The organism is Flavobacterium sp. 28YEA47A (assembly GCF_041262125.1).
GTDB lineage: Bacteria > Bacteroidota > Bacteroidia > Flavobacteriales > Flavobacteriaceae > Flavobacterium.
In genome coordinates, this window is the sequence record NZ_JBGCCI010000004.1 from 339549 (window position 1) to 361664 (window position 22116).

Consider the following 22116-nt stretch of genomic DNA (forward strand, 5'->3'; position numbering starts at 1 on the left):
AGATTGAATAGTTTCAAAGGTACGACATGAGATTAATTTCCCCGACAAACCTACAATTTATAATTTCTCCTCTTATAATAGCCTCAAAACATGTGAATTCCGTAAGATTTTATTATAGTTTTTGAAAGTAACCGCTTTTTTAATTGCTAAATTTGAAAGAAATAACTTCATAACCTGAACAGTATGCCCGTAGCAAAAGTCCCGTCTTACATAAAAACCGTCTATATTTCCTTACTGATTATCATAATTATTTTTTTTATGATAATGGCCAAGGCAATACTGGTTCCTTTACTTGTTTCAGGCTATATAGCCATGCTCATGACTTCATTTTGCAATCGTCTCGAAGGATGGAAAATTCCAAGGTCACTGAGTGCATTTATCGCGCTGCTTGTTATTATACTTTTAGCTTCAGGATTAATTTTCTTTATTGTTTCTCAATTGCAGAGTTTTACAAATGACGTGGAAACAAATATGGAAGAAAGTCTGAATAATTTCGCTATAAAAATAAATACAAGTGTTCAAGAATTCATTGGTTATGATATTGGGATGGGAAATGGTTTTCAGATGAAAAAAGTCATGGATTTTATCCAGTCCGGAAACACAAACTTATCTGAGCTACTTTTCACCACAATCGGAACCTTGTCCAACATTATCCTTTTGCCGGTTTTTATCTTTTTCTTACTGATTTACAGAGATCACCTTGCGGTTTTTGTTACGAAGGTATTTGATAAACAGCGTAACAAAGTACTCATGGAGCATATGGTTTCTATGCGGAAAATTGTCCATGCTTATATTATAGGCGCCGGAAAAGTAATGATTATTCTAGGAATCGTAAATACGGCTGTTTTATTTGCTTTAGGAATCAAGCATGCCATCTTTTTTGGAATGATTGCCGGACTGCTGAACATTATTCCTTATGTAGGGCCATTTATGGGTGCCTTAATGCCGTTTGTTTATGCATTGCTAACCAAGGACAGCTTATTCTATCCTTTTGCAGTTATAGTGGCTTTTACAATAATCCAACTTATGGAAGGTAGTTTCCTGACACCTAAAATTACAGGCGCCAATGTAAATTTGAATGCATTTGTCACGTTTTTAGGGTTGTTGATTGGAGGAGCAATTTGGGGAGTAGTAGGAATGATCCTGATTATACCTACAATTGCTATATTAAAAAAGCTGTTTGAATTGAGTCCGGACACAGAACCGTATGCCTATCTGTTTGGAGAAGAAGACGCACAATGGTTTAAGCGCCAAAAGCCTAAAACAAGCAGTTAGCTAGCGTTTCCAAAACTTTCGTAATTTCTTCTCCGGTATTAAAACTGTGGAGGCAAAACCGGAGCCTTTCCTGATTTTCTGGTACTGTAGGCGAAAGAATTGCTTTGACATCAAATCCGTTCTCCTGCAATTTTCTTGCAATCATTTTTACTTTTTCATTGCCTGGTATTATGGCTGATTGTATGGCTGATTTGTTCCGGACAAACACCGGTTTCAAACCTATGCGCTGTTTCTCCTGATTGAAATGCAGTATATTATTTCGCAATTTTTCGATTTCTGCTTTTTGGGTTTCCAGATTTTTATAGGCGATTAAAATTCCGGCTACAGAATGAGCCGGCAAGGCAGTTGTATAAATAAAGCTCCGTGCAAAATTTATAAGGAAATCTTTTAGCTCTTTAGAGCCTAAAACTGCAGCTCCGTGTGCACCCAATCCTTTTCCAAAAGTCATGATTCTGGCAAAAATCTTATCCTGCACGCCCAAATCTTGTATCAATCCGCGGCCGGCTTCTCCAAAAACACCTAAAGCATGGGCTTCATCAATAACCAAAAAGCAGCCGTGTTGCTCTGAAATCCGAGCAAGTTTTTCTATATCTGGCGAGTCACCATCCATAGAAAAAACAGATTCCGTAACAATATAAATCTCTGAATTTTCTGATTTATATTTTAAAATCAAAGTTTCTAATTCATCCAGATCATTATGTCCGAATTTAAACGATCGGGCATTAGAAAGCCGAATCCCATCCCGTATCGAGGCATGGCTATACTCATCATACAGAATAAAATCATTACGTTGCGGAACAGAACTGAAAAAACCCAAATTAGCATCATAGCCTGAATTAAAGACTAATGCAGTTTCAGAGTTATGGAAACGGGCAATATGTTCTTCTAACACTTTATAAAGAGCATGGTTGCCTGATAAAAGTCTCGAACCCGTAGCACCATTTTGAATTATTCCGTGATCCAGAAGATATTGGTGTGTCTGCTTGAAGATTATTTCAGACTTTGAAAATCCCAGGTAATCATTAGAAGCAAAATCCAACAAATTGTTTGGCTCAGGCAAGACCCTAAACGAATTGCTCTGTTTCCTTTGCTCAATTTTTTGTTGTAATGATTTTGAGAAGCGTTTCATATTGGCAAATGTAAGCAACTTTTATGCTGTTTGAAAGTCATGTGCTTAGGCATTTCCGCGTATAAGAAATTTACATCAAATAGTATAAAACATGAAGAATACCTACTCCAAAAAATCTATTTGTGTCTCTGCGCCTTTGCGAGCAATTATTTTCACGCAAAGGCGCAGAGACGCAAAACAAAAAGCCCGGCAATTGCCGGGCTTTTATATTGGAATAAAATCAGATTATTCTACTAGAATATTGATCTTATTGTCGTTCATTTCTAATGTTCCTGATTCGATCGACAAATGATATCTTTTATCGTTTCCTAAAAAGAACTTGCCTTCTGCTTCTTTTGGAAAATTAAAGCTGTCAGCAGCAATTTTAATATCTCCTTTTGCAAGGATAGAGATAATTGCAGCGTGATGATTCAGCATTTGGAATTCTCCATCAACACCCGGAACCGTAACTGAAGTCACTGTTCCTGAAAATAATTTTGCTTCTGGCGATATAATTTCTAAATACATAGTTTTCTTTCTAATTATGAATTTCAAATTACGAATTACGATTAGAAATTCCTAATCCATAATTCGTAATTCATAATTTTTATTAAGCTTCAGCTAACATTTTTTGTCCAGCTTCGATAACGTCTTCGATAGTTCCTTTCAAGTTGAAAGCTGCTTCTGGAAGGTGGTCTAATTCACCATCAATGATCATGTTGAATCCTTTGATAGTATCTTTAATATCAACCAAAACTCCTGGAATACCTGTAAACTGTTCTGCTACGTGGAAAGGCTGAGACAAGAAACGTTGAACACGACGAGCTCTTGATACTGATAGCTTATCTTCTTCAGAAAGCTCTTCCATACCAAGAATCGCGATAATATCTTGCAACTGCTTGTATTTTTGAAGAATCTCTTTTACTCTTTGTGCACAGTCGTAGTGCTCATCACCTAAAATGTGTGGTGTCAAGATTCTTGAAGTAGAATCCAACGGATCCACAGCTGGGTAGATCCCTAGCTCGGCAATTTTACGAGACAATACTGTTGTTGCATCCAAGTGGGCAAACGTTGTTGCCGGAGCCGGATCTGTTAAGTCATCCGCAGGAACGTAAACCGCCTGTACAGATGTAATAGATCCTTTATTTGTAGATGTGATACGCTCTTGCATCGCACCCATTTCTGTTGCTAATGTTGGTTGGTAACCTACCGCAGAAGGCATACGTCCTAAAAGAGCTGATACCTCAGAACCTGCTTGTGTAAAACGGAAGATGTTGTCAACGAAGAAAAGAACGTCTTTTCCTTGATCTGAACCAGCTCCGTCACGGAAATACTCAGCGATTGAAAGACCAGAAAGTGCTACACGAGCACGAGCTCCTGGTGGCTCATTCATCTGACCGAAAACGAAAGTTGCTTTAGATTCTCTCATTCCTACTTTATCAACTTTAGACAAGTCCCATCCTCCATTTTCCATAGAATGCATGAACTCCTCACCATATTTGATAATTCCTGACTCCAACATCTCACGAAGTAAGTCATTTCCTTCACGTGTTCTTTCACCTACTCCTGCGAATACTGAAAGTCCACCGTGACCTTTTGCAATATTGTTAATCAACTCCTGAATCAATACTGTTTTACCAACACCGGCACCACCAAATAATCCAATTTTTCCTCCTTTTGCATAAGGCTCAATCAAATCGATTACTTTAATACCTGTGAATAAAACTTCAGAAGATGTAGATAAATCTTCAAATTTTGGTGCCTGACGGTGAATAGACAATCCGTTATCACCATCTTTTGGCAAATCTCCCAAACCATCGATAGCATCTCCGATTACGTTGAATAAACGACCGTAAACATCTGGACCTACCGGCATTTTGATTGGGTTTCCTGTACCAACAACTTCATAGCCTCTGCTTAAACCATCTGTAGAGTCCATAGAGATTGTACGAACAGTGTTTTCTCCAATGTGAGACTGTACTTCAAGTACTAGTAGTGTACCGTCTTTTTTAGTGATTTCTAACGAATCATAAATTTTTGGAAGTTCAACATCCTTTCCGTTGAAAACTACGTCAACTACCGGACCAATGATTTGAGCAACTTTTCCTATTACTTTTGACATTACTTATGTATTTATTAAATAGCTATTTAGGTTTATGAAAAACACCTCTTTTTTCAGAGCGCAAAGATAGTTTTAAAAATGAAAATTTAATAATCTTTTTATAAAAAAATACGAAAAAAATATAGGATTGTCTGTTTAATGAATATTACGACAACAAGTATGCAGAATTCCGAAAACAAAAAAGCCATTGTACTTTCGCACAATGGCTTTTATATTCTACAAATTTATTTTAGTTCAGCGATTGCGGATATTGGATCTGGTAATTTCCAGGATTAACTTCCGGAATCGAAGAGCCGTATGTCGCTCCTATAGCCTTAAGAAACTGGTTTGCCAGGTATGCATAACCTCTTGCTGATGGATGAATCCCGTCTAAAGAAAACGTTCCTCCGGTGATATAGCTGGCCGTCATATGATAGTTTCCAAAACGAATTCCGCCATTAAGCAGTTGCGTCATTATCGCTTTTGTATCTACAAGCGCCAGGCCTTTGGTACTAGCTGCGTTTTGGATAGTAGTATTGTATGCATCAGTAGCCGTCCTTACCTCTGCTACTTCAGCATTGGTCAATACGGCACCATCCTGAAGCGGATATGTCACACCTACCGTATTGAAAGGAGCCGGCACACCAGCCTGGATTGTTCCTATAAGAGCTCTTGTTGGCAAGAGTACATAATCAACAAAAGGCACTACATCAGGATTCTGTGGTGTAGGCACCACCTTTTTCGCATGGCGTGCTCTTCCATATAAATTCCCCACGAAAGTTGCCGTTTGCGCTCCCAATACCGGAGTCAGCGCACTTGCTATTGGCGTAGCCAGGTTTTGCAAAGTCTCATCAATAATAAGTAGCGGATTAGTCGCTTCTACAGTTGCAGGATTACCATCATCAGCTGTTAGGACACTAAATCTGGCAGGCATATTGCCCGCAGCAGCAATCTGATTGATTGCCCCAAAAATCTGATTTAGCTGCGCCGCATTAGCCGGCGGCAAAGCCGGAACCGGATTATAAGGAACTGTCGTAAAATAAGGAAGCGTATTGATATAAGGAAGATTTGCCACTACTCCTTTTGCACCATTTGCAGTTAATGTATTTACTAAATTATTGTAAGCATTTTCAAAAACCGTAGGATCTGTAATATCATTTGAGCCGTAAGTTGCGGGATTTAGATTTCCGGTTTGATTAACTCCAACTCCTCCTGAACTTGCATAGCCCAATACGTCATTTCCTCCAATCCATAGAGAGAAGAAGGTCGGACTTTGAGCAACAGCATCGGCAATAACCGATGTACCCGGTGCAGATGCAAATCTCACAAAATATGGATTTGAAGTAGGCGGGTTCGTTGCCAAACCTGCCGGATTTCCATAACCAGGAATTAACAAGTGATAACTTTTTGCTCCTGGAAGACCAAGATTATTGAACGATCCTGTCAAATGTGAAAAAACCTCTGTTGTTGGAGGTCCAGTCACCGGCTGCACATTTGGTGTTGAAGCATTTAAAAACCCTTGAAGATAAATTCTTGGTCCAAAGGAAGGATTTGGAGTTCCACCAAATAACAATCCACCAATGTTATCATTCATATAAGGAACCGCAAATGCACCTCCACCAACTAATTGAAATTGCTGTGCCAATATGGTAGTATATGCATTTTCCTGACCTTTTTTAAACAGTGCATTATCACTATATCCAGCCGCAAAAGAATCACCTAAAGCAATATATTTTGAAAAATCGGCTGATCCCGGCGAAACAGGAACTTGTCCTGTAGAATCCGAGTCGTCATCTGAGCAGGCAATGCTTAAGCTCAACGAAGCTAAAAGCAGCCATTTGAAATTTTTTATCATAATTGTATTTTTATAACGTTAGCCTTGATTTTTTTAAGGATTGATAATCCAAGAAACTAAATACTGCTGTCCGATTCGTCCAGCTCCAATCACCTGAAGATAATCGTTTCCAAAAAGATTCGATGCACTTATTTTAAATATCGATTTCATAGACGGAACTGCATAATTCATTTGAGCATCAAAAACCGTCACCGCCGGAATCATACCGTCAGCAAAAGAAGACTGCCATAAATATTCATCACTCCATCTTGCATTAAGGTTAAATCCGAAATTCTTGAATAGATTCTGGTTCCCAAGAGAGGCTTTTACTCTATGCTTAGGCGTGTTGAAACCAGCTATAAAAGAAGGATCCTTTGCCTGGTCAAAATCAAACTGAGCGTAATTGTAATTGATTCCAAATTCAAAATCTTTATAGATTTTTTTAGACAATCCTGCACCAAAACCTAAAGAAGTTACATTTTCTGTAGTATTAGTGTATACCTGGTATACTCTGCGGTCACCATTCAATAAAGCCTGAACCACATTTGAGTCAGAAGCCGGATTCGCTGTTACTACTCCATAATAAGGAACAATTACACGGGAGGTACTCATGAAATCATTGTAAATATTATAGTAAGCATTCAAATCAATAGCAATACCATTATCAGTAACTGATTTGTAACCTACTTCAAATGCTTTTACTTGTTCCGGCTTTACCAATTTGATATTTACAACCTCTAAATCGGCCGGGTTTTGCGATAATGCAAACGCCTGTACTGACGGCACTGAATACACGTCAGAATTATAGGCTTTAGCACCCGAAAAATTTACTGTAGGCCCAACACCAGGGATAAGCTGCCCAGCCGGACTTACATTTAAAGTTTCGACAAAACGGTCTAAGTTATCTTTAGCAGAACCCACCAATGCAAACGGTCCTAAATCCAAACCAATGTATTGATCCTGAGTTGTAGGGTTTCTGAAACCTGTCTGGAATGACACTCTGAAATTGTGATTTTTTCTTTCTCCGGCAGAATATACGAAAGAGACTCTTGGAGAATACTGTCCGTCAAAATTCTGAGATTTGTCATAACGAATCGAACCTGTAAATTTCAGGCGGTCGTCCATGAATTTCTTCTGAACCTGAGTATAAATACCATATTCATCATATCTGATTGGCCCGTCAAAATCTGTAAAGATTGTCCCTTGAGAATCTAATTTATAGCTTCTAAATGAACCTCCCAATTGGATCTCAGCAAACTGTATGATTTCTTTGAAGTTGTAGTTTCCATCTACATGGTATAATTGTGACTGGTCGATAAATTTTGCCCCTTTAGTAAGATCCGGATTTTGTATTACCGTTGCCAATGCGTTCTTAAACTCTGGCGATCCCGGCATAAATCTCGGTCCTCCGGTTGGTGGTGTAGCAAATTGAGGCAGTCCGACTAATGCCGCAGGTAGTTGATTATAATCTGCATATTGTCTTGCAATTCCGGCAGCTTGCGTTGTGTTTGCTCCCATAACAGCACTTGAAAGCTGATAAGCTGTTGCATAATTAGTAAACCACTCCTGATCTGACTTCCATGCTCTGTTAACATTCCATGCCGCAAAACGCATATCGTAAGAATCTCCGGCATCTTCTGTAGTCATATATGCCCTAACAAAGAAATTTCTGTTTTTAACTTCCAGCTTGCTTTGTTGCATGATGAAATTCTCCAATCTATATCTGTTAGCTCCTTGATAAATTGTGCTTCCGATACCTACTTTGTGCTGCAGGATTATCTCGAAATCATCTTTCATTGGCTTTACATGTAATGAAAAATCCGCTTTTACGCTTTCGATTGAATTGTCATTGATATCTTCTTCAAAATAACCTGTCCGACTCACTTGCCCTACATTTGGAATAAACGTAGTTACCTCATCTCCATAAATATTCAAACCGTCATAGTTTTGGTTGACTGCATGGCCAATACCTCCATTTGTCATACTTCTTTCATCACCCGCAATCCACTCTGTAGCTCTCAGGTAGGTAAAATTTGCTTTGGCTGCAAAATAATCAGAAAACTTATGAGCCGCACGAATACCAAAATCATAATAATCATTGGTTCCAGCCAATTTCTGATTCGTTTTACCATATCTGGCATAAACGCTTATTCCTTCATAATCAAACGGGCTTTTACTGTTCATGAACAAGATTCCGTTAAATGCATTCGCTCCATACAATGCAGAAGATGCTCCCGGAAGCAATTCAACACTTTGTACATCAAGTTCGGAAAGACCAATCAGGTTTCCTAAAACAAAGTTCAAAGCCGGCGAAGAGTTATCCATCCCATCAACTAACTGCATGAAACGGGTGTTAGCAACAGTAGCAAACCCTCTGGTGTTGATAGATTTGAACGATAAGCTACTAGTGTTAAAATGCACCTCTTTCAGGTTTTCCAAACCATCATAGAAAGTTGCCGAAGAAGTATTTTTGACATCCTTGATTCCCATTCTTTCAATGGTTACCGGGGATTCCAAAATTCTTTCGGGTGTTCTAGAAGCCGATACTACTATCTCATCAAGATTAATTTCCTGATTCAAAAGCTGCACTTCTAATTTTTGTCCTGACGTCTTAACTTCGATAGCTTGCGTAGCATAACCAACGCTCGAAATCTCGACCATGTACGGGGGTTGTTTTGTTGGCCTAAGAAGGAATTTCCCTTCAACATCCGTCACCGTGGATGTTGACTCTCCAACTACCTTAACGCTTACTCCGGGAAGCGGCTGATTGGTCTCATCAGTAACGACTCCTGAAATTGAATTCTGGGCAAAGGCTGCTCCACAGAAAAGCAATGACAAAATAATAAGATACACTCTCATGGTTTGAATTTGTTAGTTTATATAGCCAAATTACAAATAAATTTAATATGCATGCATGGTATCAATAAAAAAAGCGAGAAAATTTCTCGCTTTTGATAATATTTTATATAAAAATTTAACTATTCCACAGTTACAGATTTTGCCAGATTTCGTGGCTGATCAACATTACAGCCCCTCATCACAGCTATATGATACGACAATAACTGCAAAGGAATTGTTGTTAACAAAGGCGTCAATGCTTCTGCTGTATCAGGAATTTCGATAACGTGGTCAGCTAATTCTTTAACCTGAGTATCTCCTTTTGTCACTATTGCTATAATCTTTCCGCTTCGCGATTTGATTTCCTGAATATTGCTCACTACTTTATCGTAATGTCCTTGCCTTGGAGCCACAACAATAACCGGCATTTTTTCATCAATCAAAGCGATTGGACCATGTTTCATTTCCGCAGCTGGATACCCTTCTGCATGGATATAAGATATCTCTTTTAGTTTTAGAGCACCTTCTAATGCTACCGGGAAATTATAACCTCTTCCCAGGTAAAGACAATTCGGAGCATCTTTATAAATAGAAGCTATCATCTTGGCAATATCGTTTGTAGTCAATGCTTCTGCTACTTTTTCAGGAATAACCTCCAATTCTTGAAGATATCTATGGAAATCTGAGTTAGACATCGTTCCTTTTGCTTTAGCAAGGCGAAGCGATATCAATGTCAGGATCGTAATCTGGGTTGTAAATGCTTTAGTAGAAGCTACTCCAATTTCAGGACCGGCATGAGTGTAGGCACCGGCATGTGTTTCGCGTGAAATTGACGAACCTACTACATTACAAACTCCAAAAACAAAGGCTCCTTTTTCTTTTGCCAGTTTAATTGCCGCAAGCGTATCTGCCGTTTCCCCAGATTGAGAAATCGCAATAACCACATCTTTCGGATTGATAATTGGGTTTCTATATCTGAATTCAGATGCATATTCCACTTCAACAGGAATTCTTGCAAATTCTTCAAAAATATATTCGGCAACTAATCCGGCATGCCATGAAGTTCCACAAGCTACAATAATGATTCTTTCTGCATTGAGGAATTTTTCAATATTATCTTCAACACCAGCCATTTGAACAATTCCTTTATTTGCCAAAAGCCTTCCTCTGTATGTATCTTTGATTACATTTGGCTGCTCATAGATTTCCTTCAGCATAAAATGCTCATAGCCTCCTTTTTCAATCTGTTCAAGATTCATCTGCAATTCCTGAACATAAGGATCCACCAATGAATCATCTTTGATTTTTCGTACCTTGATAGATTTATTTTTTCTAACAATAGCCATTTCTTCATCTTCAAGATAAATGGCATTGGATGTATATTCTATAAATGGGGAAGCATCTGAAGCAATAAAAAATTCTTCTTCGCCAATTCCTATTGCCAAAGGACTTCCTAAACGGGCAACAACAATTTCGTCAGGCTTCTTTACATCAAAAACAGCAATAGCATAAGCTCCTACTACCTGATTCAAGGCAATCTGAACTGCTTTTCCTAATTTTAGATTATCTTTTTTCTGTACGTCTTCAATAAGATTTACCAATACCTCAGTATCCGTATCTGATTTAAAAACATACCCTCTTTTGATTAGCTCTTTTTTTAGCGGTTCATAATTTTCTATGATTCCGTTATGGATAATTACCAGATCTCCAGAATTAGAAAGATGCGGGTGAGAGTTCACATCGTTTGGAACACCGTGAGTAGCCCAACGTGTATGTCCAATTCCTATATTCCCGTTTTGGGTAATTTCTTTTGCTTTTTCTTCAAGATCAGAAACCTTGCCTTTGGTTTTAGCTACTTTCATGGATTCACCATCATAAAGCATGATTCCAGCGCTATCGTAACCTCTATATTCTAATCTTTTTAATCCTTTGATAATTATAGGATAGGCATCCCTATGACCTATGTATCCAACAATTCCACACATAATTCTTTCGTATTAGTTAGGCTTAGTATAATAAATTTCAAGCTTAAGGCGCTTGTTTTCGTTTGCTGGCACCGGAACAGTTCCGTAAAGCACCGTGCCCAGCGGATTTATCACTGAAGAAAGAGGTACTTTAGTAAAAGCCGGCTGTGGCGTTTTTAGCGACAGGCTGGTTGATTTTGAAATATCTTCTGTAACAGCAACACCTAGTCGCACATTTGTAGAATCTTTAAACAGGACGTTTTTAATATGCTCTGTAATCCTTACTTTATATTGAATCACCCTTCTATTGGTATCATCAGAATTGCCTGTTAATTTTGCCATTCCATCAAAGATTCTTTTTGCATACTTAGGTTTCGCTCCATTAGTCGTAACATCAAAAAGATAATCGGTTAACGGACGGTTATCTTTTGCATTATATACATAAATCCTTTTTGGCTCAAAATTATTTTGCATTACAGGCTGGTCAGCATAAAACACCAAATTAGCCTCATTAATAAGCCAATTCCCTGAAATTGCCTGCGCTCGCAATGTTTCCAACTCTTGAGAGTTTCCTCCTCCAAATAAATCAATCATCGCAACAGAGCCATTGCCTCCTTTTAGATAAAGCTTCTGATCTCCCGTAACAGGATTCCCTACCAAATTATCATAAGACTGGCTTGTTGCAGTTGGACTATAATCCAACAGACTTACGGAATTCCCTTTTAAATTAAGAATGAGTGTCTTTTCTTGAACACCATCATCTACTTCTTCACCGTTTACGATTTTTATTTTCTTATCTTCATAAGTCATAGTTATCGTTCCTTTTGAAAAATCGAGCAGAGCCAATGAACTTCCGGAAATCTCTTCCACTTGGAAATAAAGACCTCTGAAATGATTTTTAAAGACGTTATTATTAACCAAATTACTACTTCCAGCAATAATCTTATTATAAAAAAACTGTTTGTTCAAATCAAGCCTCATTCCAGGAATTTCTCTCGTAGTCTTCCCATCTACCCTAGTCACAAGCTCATCAGGACTAAAAACAAAAAGATCATTTTGCTCAGCAAAATCAGAATCATTTAATTGTTGTCCTTTAGCATTATTAAAAAGTGCATTCTGATCAGAATAAAATTTCTGAGCATCGGTAAAACCGCCACTAGGATCAAAATCTCTCAAATAATACCCATTCTCATAAACTCTAAGTTTTAATTTGTTTTCTATGTTTCCATATACTGAATCCAACTCAAAGGTATTACTCCCATCACTTTTAGTCTCGATATGGGTAGAATAATATGGAATATTTAAGACCACAGATTTTATCTTATCTACCGTAGGCACTTCTCTAAAAGTAGGGTTCTCTGTCTTTAATTCCACTTGTGTGACAAAATTGGCTGTAGTTTTTCCAAAAATGCCGTTATCAAACACTCCCAATGGATTTATTGGAAGGTTATTTGATTGCACCGCATTCGTTTTCTGGCTAAAAGCTACTATTGACGCCCCATCATTCTTTATAAATCCAAAATGATCATTGTCGTCTACAATATCAGCACCTATAGAATTGTATTCGCTATCACACGAAATCAGGAACCCGGTACCCACGATAAGAAAAAGAAGCTTCTTAAAAGTCGAATTATTAAGCATATTTTTTTTTGAATGTTTTTTATAAAACTTGATTTCTATAGAAATTAGTATAAGCTTCTGCAAACTTATCTTTCGTGGCGAAAGGTAAAAAAGGTTTTCCCGATGATTCTATAAATTTTGTTAAACTTGAAGAAAGGTCTTCTGAAGCGATTATGACTGCATCTGAATGCATTACAGAAGCTTTGATTACATTTTCGTAGTTAGGTTCTGCCAGATATTCTATAGACTCATTTGGAATTCCATCAAAGGCTACTTTTTTCATCATCTCCATATCAAGATTCCCTTCAAAGCCCTGACTGTAAACAGAAGTTACTATTTTCGTCTCAGAGAACAAGGCCTCATCTTTATAATAGTGCTTCATATAGATAGGAAGCATTCCGGCCAACCAACCGTGCACATGGATGATATCAGGCACCCAATTCAGTTTTTTTACTGTTTCCACGACTCCTTTTGCAAAAAAGATGGCTCTTTCATCATTATCCGGATACAATACTCCTTCTTCGTCTGTAAAAGTTGCCTTGCGTTTAAAATATTCATCATTGTCGATGAAATAAACCTGGATTCTTTCTTTTGGTATAGAGGCTACTTTAATAATTAGCGGCATGTCCAAATCGTTCACCACTAAATTCATCCCCGAAAGCCTTATAACTTCGTGTAGCTGATGTCTTCTTTCGTTTATGTTTCCATAACGAGGCATAAAAATCCTAATCTGCCCTCCCTGATCATTGATCATTTTTGGAACGTCATACGACATTATAGACACTTCATTTTCAGCCAAATAAGGCACTACCTCAGATGATACATACAATATCCTCTTATCCTCCATATTGTTTTGAACTTTTATTTATTGCATATAAAAACATGCAAAATTACAAAAATTTATGGAGTTATTAACAAAAATGGTAAGTTTGCACTCAATTTAATCTTAAGCTGATGCTCATTTTCAACAGACAAGAAGACCTTAAAAAACATTTAATGTCGGTTACTAAAGAAAATACGACTATTGGGTTTGTCCCAACAATGGGCGCTCTACACCAAGGACACTTGTCACTGATTGAAAAATCACTTAAAGAAAATCAGGTAACTGTAGTCAGTATTTTTGTAAATCCGACACAGTTTAACAACCCTGAAGATCTTGAAAAATATCCTCGAACTCTTGAAAAAGACACTCAAAAAATTGGAACTGTCAATAATGATGTCATCATTTTTGCTCCAAGCGTAGACGATATCTATGAAGGAAAGACCATAGCAAAGGCTTTTGACTTTGGCGGACTCGAAAATCAGATGGAAGGCAAGCACAGACCCGGACATTTTGACGGTGTAGGCACTATTGTCAAGCGGCTTTTCGAAATCGTAAATCCTACCAATGCCTATTTCGGAGAAAAAGATTTTCAACAGTTGCAGATCGTAAAAAAAATGGTCGAGAAGCATCAAATGCCTGTAAATGTAATAGGTTGTCCAATATATAGAGAAGGTAACGGACTTGCCATGAGTTCCCGAAACGAAAGACTTACTCCGCAGCAAAAAGAAGATTCTTCCCTGATATACAAAACATTAAAGACTGCCAAAGAAAAGTTTGGCACGGAAAGTGCAAAAGATATTACTGACTGGGTAGAAAGCGTTTTTGAAAAAAATCCTGAATTCAAACTGGAATATTTCCAAATTGCTGACGAGGATCAATTATTGCCTATAGATAAAAAAGACAATGATAAAAAGTACCGCGCTTTCATAGCTGTTTTTATTAACAGTATCCGACTGATAGATAATATTTCATTGAATTAAAAAATAATTACCTTTGCATCATGCAAATTCAAGTTGTTAAGTCCAAGATTCACCGCGTTACGGTAACTGGAGCAGATTTAAACTACATCGGAAGCATCACAATCGACGAAGCGTTGATGGAGGCTTCTAATATTATTGAAGGAGAAAAAGTTTCTATTGTCAATATCAATAATGGTGCGCGATTAGAAACATACGCTATCAAAGGAAACAGAAACAGCGGCGAGATTACACTAAACGGTCCTGCTGCGAGAATGGTTCAAAAAGGCGACATCATCATCATCATTTCCTATGGAATTTTAGATTTTGAAGAAGCAAAGTCCTTTAAACCAACTCTTGTTTTCCCAAATGAGAAGGACAACTCCTTAACTTAGAAAATTTTTGAAGAAAAAAATCAGTAAGACACTATCCATACTCCTCCCAATTTTATTGGGAGTTTTTTTGACTATATATACCTATAATTCATTTACTCCTGAACAACTGGAAGAAATGAAAAGTTATTTCAGAAATGCAGACTATACTTATATTCTTATAGCCTTAGTTTTTGGATTCATAAGCCATGCCGCAAGAGCCTATCGATGGAGATTCATGCTGGAACACATGGGATATCATTCTCCGTTTAAAAATAATTTCATGGCCGTTTGGATTGCTTATTTTATGAATATGACAATCCCAAGATCAGGTGAAGTTTCACGGGCTTTGGTACTAAAAAAATACGAAGACATTCCTTTTGACAAAGCTTTCGGAAGTATTATTGCTGAAAGAGTTGTTGATTTTATAATCCTTTTACTATTCATCGCAACCGCTGTCTTATTACAGTTTGATGTTTTAAAAACCTTTCTTCTAAACACCATACCCGTAGAAAAATTATTGGTCTACGGCATTATCGCTTTTGTGATTTTCCTTTCTGCAATTCTTCTTTTTATCTACTCAAAATCAAAATGGATTCTGATGATTAAAGGAAAGATTTCCGGACTAACAGAAGGTCTTCTTAGCGTTTGGAGAATGGAAAAAAAATGGCCTTTCTTGTTTTACACTGCTATAATCTGGCTTGGTTACGTTTTGACTTTCTACACTGCTATTTTTGCATTGGATGAAACCAGCGGCATTAGTTTTGGTGTGGTTGTAACCGCATTTGTAATTGGCAGTCTTGCAATTTCCTTTTCTAATGGAGGATTTGGTGTTTTTCCGGTTCTAATTGCCGGGATTTTATCTTTATACGGAATTTCAAAAGAAGCCGGAACTGCTTTCGGCTGGATTATCTGGACTTCACAAACTGTTCAGATAATTATTTTAGGAGGGCTCTCGTTTTTGCTTTTGCCGATTCTGAATAGGAAAAAATAAATTACTATCTTGCTTTCCTATTAGAGGCCTTCCGTCTCAGCTAACGTAAACCCTAAAACTCTTACTAATGAAGAATTTCATTACTGCTGCTTTTTGCATTTTTTCTTTTAGTTTGTTTGCCCAAAAAAGTGTTGAAGAAGTAAAATCAGAAAAACTTAACGGCACACGCCAGATTACGATTTCACTTCCTTCTAATTATGAAAAAGAACCTGACAGAAAATTTCCGCTTTTGATTCTTTTGGACGGCGAATATCTTTTTGATGCTTTTTCAGGAACTTTATCCTACGCTAATTATTGGGATGACCTGCCTCCTGCTATTATTGTAGGTATCAGCCAAAATAGAAAAGGAGAACGATTCATCGACAGCCAATTTGACAAAGAAAGCGGACTTCCGGAAGAAGGCGGTTCCCGTTTCTATGAATTTATTGGCTCAGAACTGATTCCTGCCCTTGAGAAAAAATACCGAATTGCTCCTTTTAGAGTAATTGCAGGACATGACACTACCGCAGGGTTTTTAAATTTTTATCTTTATAAAGACCAGCCTTTGTTTAACGCCTATATTTCGCTTAGCCCGGAATTTGCTCCGGAAATGGAAACCCGAATTGCAGAAAGACTGGCAGTTTTAAAACAACCTATCTTCTATTATCAGGCTACTGCTGACGGCGATTTGAAAAAAATGCAGAAAAGAATTAAAGATCTGGATGAAAACATAAAGAAGGTCAGCAACCCAAACCTGAATTACCGTTTTGACGAGTTTAAAAATGCAACTCACTACTCTTTAGTACCGTATGCAATTCCTAATGCGCTTTATCAGATTTTCTCAGCATACCAGCCTATTTCAACGATAGAATTTCAAGAAAAAATTGCAACGCTTCCTAGCGGTTATGTAGATTATCTGGCAAACAAATATGAAATTATTGAAAAATCATTAGGAATAAAAATGCCTATCCGTGTCAATGATTTCAAAGCCATCGAAGCAGCAATCTTAAAGAACAAGGCATATACCGAATTTGAAAAATTATCAGGACTTGCCAAAAAAAGCTACCCAAAAGCCATGTTGGCAGATTACGAATTAGGCATGATGTATGAACACACGGGCGAGTATAAAAAGGCTTTCAAATCCTACCAAAATGCCTATACTAAAAATGAGATTGGCGACCTGACAAAAGATATGATGCTTGAAAAAGCAGACGAAATGAAGAGCAAATAATTGTATGTCAAAAACAAAAACGTCTTTTTTCTGCCAAAACTGCGGTGCCCAATATTCAAAATGGCAAGGCCAGTGTAATTCCTGTAAGGAATGGAATACTATTGCTGAAGAAATAATCCAGAAAGAAGACAAAAAGGATTGGAGAAGTGCCGTTTCACCCGATTCAAAAAGAGTTTCAAAGCCTTTACGAATCCATGAAATTGACAGCGCAGAAGAAATCCGTCTTGATACCAGAGATGGCGAACTAAACCGCGTATTGGGCGGCGGTATTGTTCCCGGATCACTGATTCTTTTGGGTGGTGAGCCCGGTATAGGAAAAAGTACATTATTACTCCAAATTTCCTTAAAATTACCTTACCGTACCCTATATGTTTCCGGAGAAGAAAGCCAGAAGCAGATAAAAATGAGGGCCGAAAGAATCAATCCCCTAAATGACAACTGCTATATTCTTACGGAAACAAAAACGCAGAATATCTTTAAGCAGATTGAAGCCATTGAACCGGAAATCGTAATCATCGATTCCATACAAACGCTTCACACTGATTATATTGAATCTTCAGCTGGAAGCATTTCTCAAATTCGGGAGACTACGGCGGAACTGATAAAATTTGCCAAAGAATCCAACGTTCCTGTAATCCTGATTGGGCATATTACAAAGGATGGAAATATTGCCGGCCCAAAAATACTGGAGCACATGGTGGATACGGTATTGCAGTTTGAAGGCGATAGGAATCATATTTACAGAATATTACGTTCACTCAAAAACCGCTTTGGCTCAACTGCCGAATTGGGAATTTATGAAATGCAAGGTTCAGGATTGAGAGAAGTCTCGAATCCTTCCGAAATTTTAATTTCTCATAAAGAAGAAGAGCTTTCCGGAACTGCAATTGCAACCACTCTGGAAGGAATGCGTCCTTTAATGATTGAAATACAGGCACTGGTAAGTACTGCCGTTTACGGAACTCCGCAGCGCAGCACCACAGGATATAATGCCAAGCGACTCAATATGATTTTGGCCGTATTGGAAAAAAGGGCAGGCTTCCGACTAGGTGCCAAAGATGTTTTTTTGAATGTCACCGGTGGTATTTCTGTAGACGATCCTGCTATTGACCTGGCTGTTGTCGCTTCCATACTTTCGTCTAATGAAGACATTCCTGTAGGCAAAGATTTCTGTTTTGCAGGCGAGGTAGGGCTTTCTGGCGAAATACGTCCTGTCAATCGGGTAGATCAGAGAATCCAGGAAGCAGAAAAACTAGGATTTTCAACCATTTTTGTTTCAAAATACAACAAAATCACCCTTAAAAATACTTTTATAAAAGTCCGTCTGGTTTCAAAAATTGAAGATGTAGTAAGTGAATTGTTTGGATAATAACAAACTGTTATCGTTTTTTATATATCTTTAAAATAAATAATCTGAAACTTATGGCTGACAATCAAGATAGAATCAACCTGCTTCATCAGAAACTAGATTTCCTAATCCAAAGGCAAGACAGCTTTCAAAAGGAAATCTCAGACCTGAGAAAAGAAATAGAATCATTACAGCGTGAAACTTCTCCTGTTCCTAAAGTCGAAAGTGTTTCATTTACGCAGGAACAGCCAGTTCCTGAAAAACCAAGGGTATATCAGCAAACCCGAGTTGCTCCAAAACCTATTGCCGCAAGACCAGAGCCAAAAATTAAAAAGCCATCCAACTGGGAGAAATTTATTGGTGAAAATCTGATTAACAAAATAGGTGTTCTTGTCCTGATAATAGGAGTTGGAATTGGTGCGAAATATGCCATTGACAACGAATTGATAAGTCCGTTAACCCGAATCATTTTAGGTTATTTAATGGGACTTGGATTATTAGGCTTTGCTTTAAAATTAAAAAAGAAATTTGAAAGCTTTAGTGCTGTTTTGCTCAGCGGTTCTATGGCAATTATGTATTTTATTACGTTTCTTGCCTACAGTTTATATGGCTTAATGCCCCAATCGCTGGCTTTTATAATCATGGTAATTTTTACTGTTTTTACAGTCTTTGCCGCATTAAAATACGACCAGCAGGTCATTGCCATCATCGGATTAGTGGGCGCTTATTCCGTGCCATTCTTATTAAGTGACGGTTCCGGAAAAGTACTGATACTGTTTTCCTATATGACGCTAATCAATATTGGAATCCTGATTATAGCTTTCAAAAAATATTGGCGATTGCTCAACCTGACTTCCTTTTTCGCGACCTGGCTGATTTTTGCAAGTTGGTATTTTTCCAGTTTCCAAGTCAATTTACACTTCAATATAGGGTTGACTTTCTTATTTATTTTCTTTGCCATTTTCTATACTGCATTCTTATCTTACAAACTAATCAAAAAAGAAAACTACGAAGCAAAAGATATCTTTTCTGTTCTTTCAAACTCTTTTATCTTTTACGGAATCGGAATTGGGATTTTAAACGCCCATCCGGTTGCCACAAATTATTTAGGTCTTTTCACGTTACTAAATGCAATCATTCATTTTGGAGTGAGCACGCTTATTTATAAGAAAAAACTAGGCGATAAAAGTCTGTTTTATTTGATACTAGGCCTTGTTTTGACATTCATCACCATAGCAATCCCAATTCAATTAAATGGACAATGGGTAACCTTGTCTTGGGCTTTCCAAGCTACTTTGCTCTTCTGGTTAGGAAGAAACAAAAAAGTACCGCTCTACGAAAACCTCTCTTATGTTGTAATGCTTCTGGCTTTCTTTAGCCTGATTGAAGATTGGTGGAATTATAGGGATACTACTCCTTTTTTCAATCCGGACTTCTTGAACGCCTTGTTATTTGTCATAGCATTCGGATTTATTTTTCACTTACAAAGAAAATTCAGGGAAGAAGAAAATACTAAGATAAAGTTCCATGTATTGTTAATGAATTACTTCGTACCGGGTGTTTTCTTATTTGTTTTGTATAAGGCAATCCAAATGGAAATCAGCAATTATTGGGATTTGAAATACCTGGCTTCAAAAGTCGACACGACAGGGAATGGCTATGCAGAAAGATATACCCTCTATAATGAGAAATTCATGGATTATGAGACCGTTTGGATATTAAATTTCACACTTTTATATCTTTCCGCCATCTTCTTTATAATTGAAAAGAAAATCAAGGATACTGCTTTAGAAATCACAGCATTAGTTATTTCGGGACTTACATTATTTCTTTTTATCACTACCGGATTATATGCCCAAGCCAGCCTGATACATAGTTATATGAATCCAACAAATTATGCGTCAGCAGGGTTCTTTGGTGTGATAGTTCATTACATTTCATTAATAATTCTGGCAATTTTTGTCTATAGAATCTATATCTATTTCATTAACCGACAAGAAAAAAACAGAAAGTTATTTGACATCTTCTTTTCGATCTTAATAATCTGGATCTTAAGTGCTGAAATGCTGATTTGGCTAAATGCTTTCAATATTTACGAAAACAACAAACTCGGATTAAGTATTTTATGGGGATGTTATTCGCTGCTTCTTATTAGCTACGGAATCTGGAAAGGCAAAAAGCATCTTCGAATTGTAGCCATCGTTCTTTTTGGAGTTACATTGTTGAAATTGTTCTTCTACGATATCGTGCATTTAAATACCATTCGAAAAACAATTGTTTTTGTATCGCTTGGTATACTGCTTTTGGTAATCTCATTCTTATATAACAAATACAAACATCTGATTCTTGATGATGACAAAAAATAAAATAGGATTAGTCCTGATGCTTTTTTTATGCCTGAAATCTTTTTCACAAACAGAAGATTTCCAATACAAGAGAACGTTGGAAAATGTTTCAGATACCTGGCATAAAATCATCCTACCGGAAGAATCTTTTGGTAAATTCAACGGTGATTTTTCCGATCTGAGAATATTCGGAAATAATAAAATTGAAACACCTTACATTTTAAAAACATCAGCAGACCGAATTTCGGAAGTCGCGGTTCCATTTAAGATGATTAATGTTTCCAATAAAAATTCTGACTATTTCTATACGTTTGAATTGTCCCAAAACAAAGAAATCAATCAGATTAAACTGGCTTTTGAGCAAGAAAATTTTGACTGGAAATTGGATTTGGAAGCAAGTAATAACCAAACCGAATGGTTTTTAATCCAAAAAGACTATCGGATACTTTCTATAAAAAACAGCCAAACCGATTATAAATTTACACAGGTTGATTTTTCAGATTCAAAATATAAATTCTATCGGATAAAAATCAAGGCGTCTGAACAGCCAAAACTGACAGAAGCAAAAATCTGGGAACAGAAAAAAGATGAAGGCAGCTTTAAAATTGCTACTATTAAATCCCTGAAAAAATCCATAGACGAAAAGAAAAAGACATCCATAATCGAAGTAGAATTAGCCTATAAAGTTCCTGTATCTTCGATTAAGATCGATATTGGGACTACTTTTGATTATTATAGACCTGTAACGGTTGAGATTTTACGTGACAGTGTAAAAATCGAAGACCGCTGGCACTACAATTACGACATCCTTACTCAGGGAACTCTAAGTTCTTTAGAGAAAAAAGGCTTTTCTGTAGGAAACAGCCTTGCAAAAAAACTAAGAATCACAATTGAAAACAATAGCAACCAACCTTTAGATATTAAAGGAGTCGAAGTCAAAAATGCCATTTATTTCCTGATTGCCCGTTTTACAGAAAAAGCAGACTACAGTCTGTTTTACGGAAATAAAAAGGCAGGAAAACCATCCTATGATATTGAAAATTTTGAAGAAAATATTCCAAAAAATCCATCCCTAATTTCCATTTCAAAAGAAGAACTAAATCCGGAATTCCAAACAGAAACAAAATCACCGCTGTTTGAAAACAAAATATGGCTGTGGGTATTAATGGGAATTATTATTGTTGTGTTGGCCTTTTTCACTTTTAAGATGCTCAAAGAATAATACATTCTTGCCAAATGACACAATTGGATTGGGTTTAACTGTTAATTAGTCTTTATCTGACTTTCGGTTTTCCATTAATCCGCTATATTTGTTTTTTAAATAAACCA

General features: G+C 37.1%; 16 protein-coding genes. 8 read left to right on the forward strand and 8 right to left on the reverse strand.

Going from position 1 to position 22116, the window contains the following annotated elements:
• Window positions 1-183 precede the first annotated feature (183 nt).
• The gene (locus ABH942_RS07865; protein WP_370030794.1) at window positions 184-1275 is read left to right on the forward strand and encodes an AI-2E family transporter; all 1092 of its coding nucleotides are present in this window, start codon (window positions 184-186) and stop codon (window positions 1273-1275) included.
• Here ABH942_RS07865 and ABH942_RS07870 read toward each other — a convergent pair.
• The 8 genes from ABH942_RS07870 to ABH942_RS07905 form a co-directional block, all read right to left on the reverse strand.
• Window positions 1259-2404 carry an aminotransferase class I/II-fold pyridoxal phosphate-dependent enzyme gene (locus ABH942_RS07870; protein ID WP_370030796.1) on the reverse strand — a complete coding sequence of 382 codons (1146 nt, stop codon included), beginning with the start codon at window positions 2402-2404 and terminating at the stop codon, window positions 1259-1261. The genes ABH942_RS07865 and ABH942_RS07870 overlap by 17 nt on opposite strands.
• A gap of 225 nt (window positions 2405-2629) precedes the next feature.
• Complete coding sequence (locus ABH942_RS07875) at window positions 2630-2911, reverse strand: F0F1 ATP synthase subunit epsilon (RefSeq protein ID WP_370030798.1); 282 nt, start codon at window positions 2909-2911, stop codon at window positions 2630-2632.
• Window positions 2912-2993: 82 nt separating this feature from the next.
• Window positions 2994-4505 carry a F0F1 ATP synthase subunit beta gene (atpD, locus tag ABH942_RS07880; protein WP_370030800.1) on the reverse strand — a complete coding sequence of 504 codons (1512 nt, stop codon included), beginning with the start codon at window positions 4503-4505 and terminating at the stop codon, window positions 2994-2996.
• A gap of 229 nt (window positions 4506-4734) precedes the next feature.
• Window positions 4735-6339 (reverse strand): G-D-S-L family lipolytic protein, encoded by a 1605-nt coding sequence (locus ABH942_RS07885; protein WP_370030802.1) that lies wholly within the window; start codon window positions 6337-6339, stop codon window positions 4735-4737.
• Between the two features lie 33 nt (window positions 6340-6372).
• Window positions 6373-9177: a carboxypeptidase-like regulatory domain-containing protein gene (locus ABH942_RS07890; RefSeq protein WP_370030804.1), complete on the reverse strand. Its 2805-nt coding sequence runs from the start codon at window positions 9175-9177 to the stop codon at window positions 6373-6375.
• Between the two features lie 119 nt (window positions 9178-9296).
• The gene (glmS, locus tag ABH942_RS07895; RefSeq protein WP_370030806.1) at window positions 9297-11141 is read right to left on the reverse strand and encodes a glutamine--fructose-6-phosphate transaminase (isomerizing); all 1845 of its coding nucleotides are present in this window, start codon (window positions 11139-11141) and stop codon (window positions 9297-9299) included.
• Between the two features lie 12 nt (window positions 11142-11153).
• Complete coding sequence (locus tag ABH942_RS07900; protein WP_370030808.1) at window positions 11154-12761, reverse strand: DUF4270 domain-containing protein; 1608 nt, start codon at window positions 12759-12761, stop codon at window positions 11154-11156.
• Window positions 12762-12780: 19 nt separating this feature from the next.
• Window positions 12781-13587: a glycogen/starch synthase gene (locus ABH942_RS07905; protein WP_370030810.1), complete on the reverse strand. Its 807-nt coding sequence runs from the start codon at window positions 13585-13587 to the stop codon at window positions 12781-12783.
• 107 nt (window positions 13588-13694) lie between these two features.
• On the opposite strand from ABH942_RS07905, the gene panC reads away from it, so the two are divergent.
• From panC to ABH942_RS07940, 7 genes are all read left to right on the forward strand, one after another.
• Entirely contained in the window at window positions 13695-14543 is an 849-nt protein-coding gene (gene panC / locus ABH942_RS07910; protein ID WP_370030812.1) for a pantoate--beta-alanine ligase, read from the forward strand.
• Between the two features lie 20 nt (window positions 14544-14563).
• Window positions 14564-14914: an aspartate 1-decarboxylase gene (panD, locus tag ABH942_RS07915; protein WP_370030814.1), complete on the forward strand. Its 351-nt coding sequence runs from the start codon at window positions 14564-14566 to the stop codon at window positions 14912-14914.
• 7 nt (window positions 14915-14921) lie between these two features.
• Entirely contained in the window at window positions 14922-15884 is a 963-nt protein-coding gene (locus tag ABH942_RS07920) for a YbhN family protein (RefSeq protein WP_370030816.1), read from the forward strand.
• A gap of 67 nt (window positions 15885-15951) precedes the next feature.
• A complete protein-coding gene (locus tag ABH942_RS07925) occupies window positions 15952-17094 on the forward strand; it encodes an alpha/beta hydrolase (RefSeq protein ID WP_370030818.1) in 1143 nt (380 codons plus the stop codon).
• 4 nt (window positions 17095-17098) lie between these two features.
• On the forward strand, window positions 17099-18463 hold the full coding sequence (radA, locus tag ABH942_RS07930) for a DNA repair protein RadA (protein ID WP_140000961.1): 1365 nt from the start codon (window positions 17099-17101) through the stop codon (window positions 18461-18463).
• 53 nt (window positions 18464-18516) lie between these two features.
• Window positions 18517-20808, forward strand: a complete 2292-nt coding sequence (locus tag ABH942_RS07935; protein ID WP_370030820.1) for a DUF2339 domain-containing protein — start codon at window positions 18517-18519, stop codon at window positions 20806-20808.
• Window positions 20792-22009 carry a DUF3999 family protein gene (locus tag ABH942_RS07940; RefSeq protein WP_370030821.1) on the forward strand — a complete coding sequence of 406 codons (1218 nt, stop codon included), beginning with the start codon at window positions 20792-20794 and terminating at the stop codon, window positions 22007-22009. The genes ABH942_RS07935 and ABH942_RS07940 overlap by 17 nt, the downstream gene beginning before the upstream one ends.
• The last annotated feature ends 107 nt before the right edge of the window (window positions 22010-22116 follow it).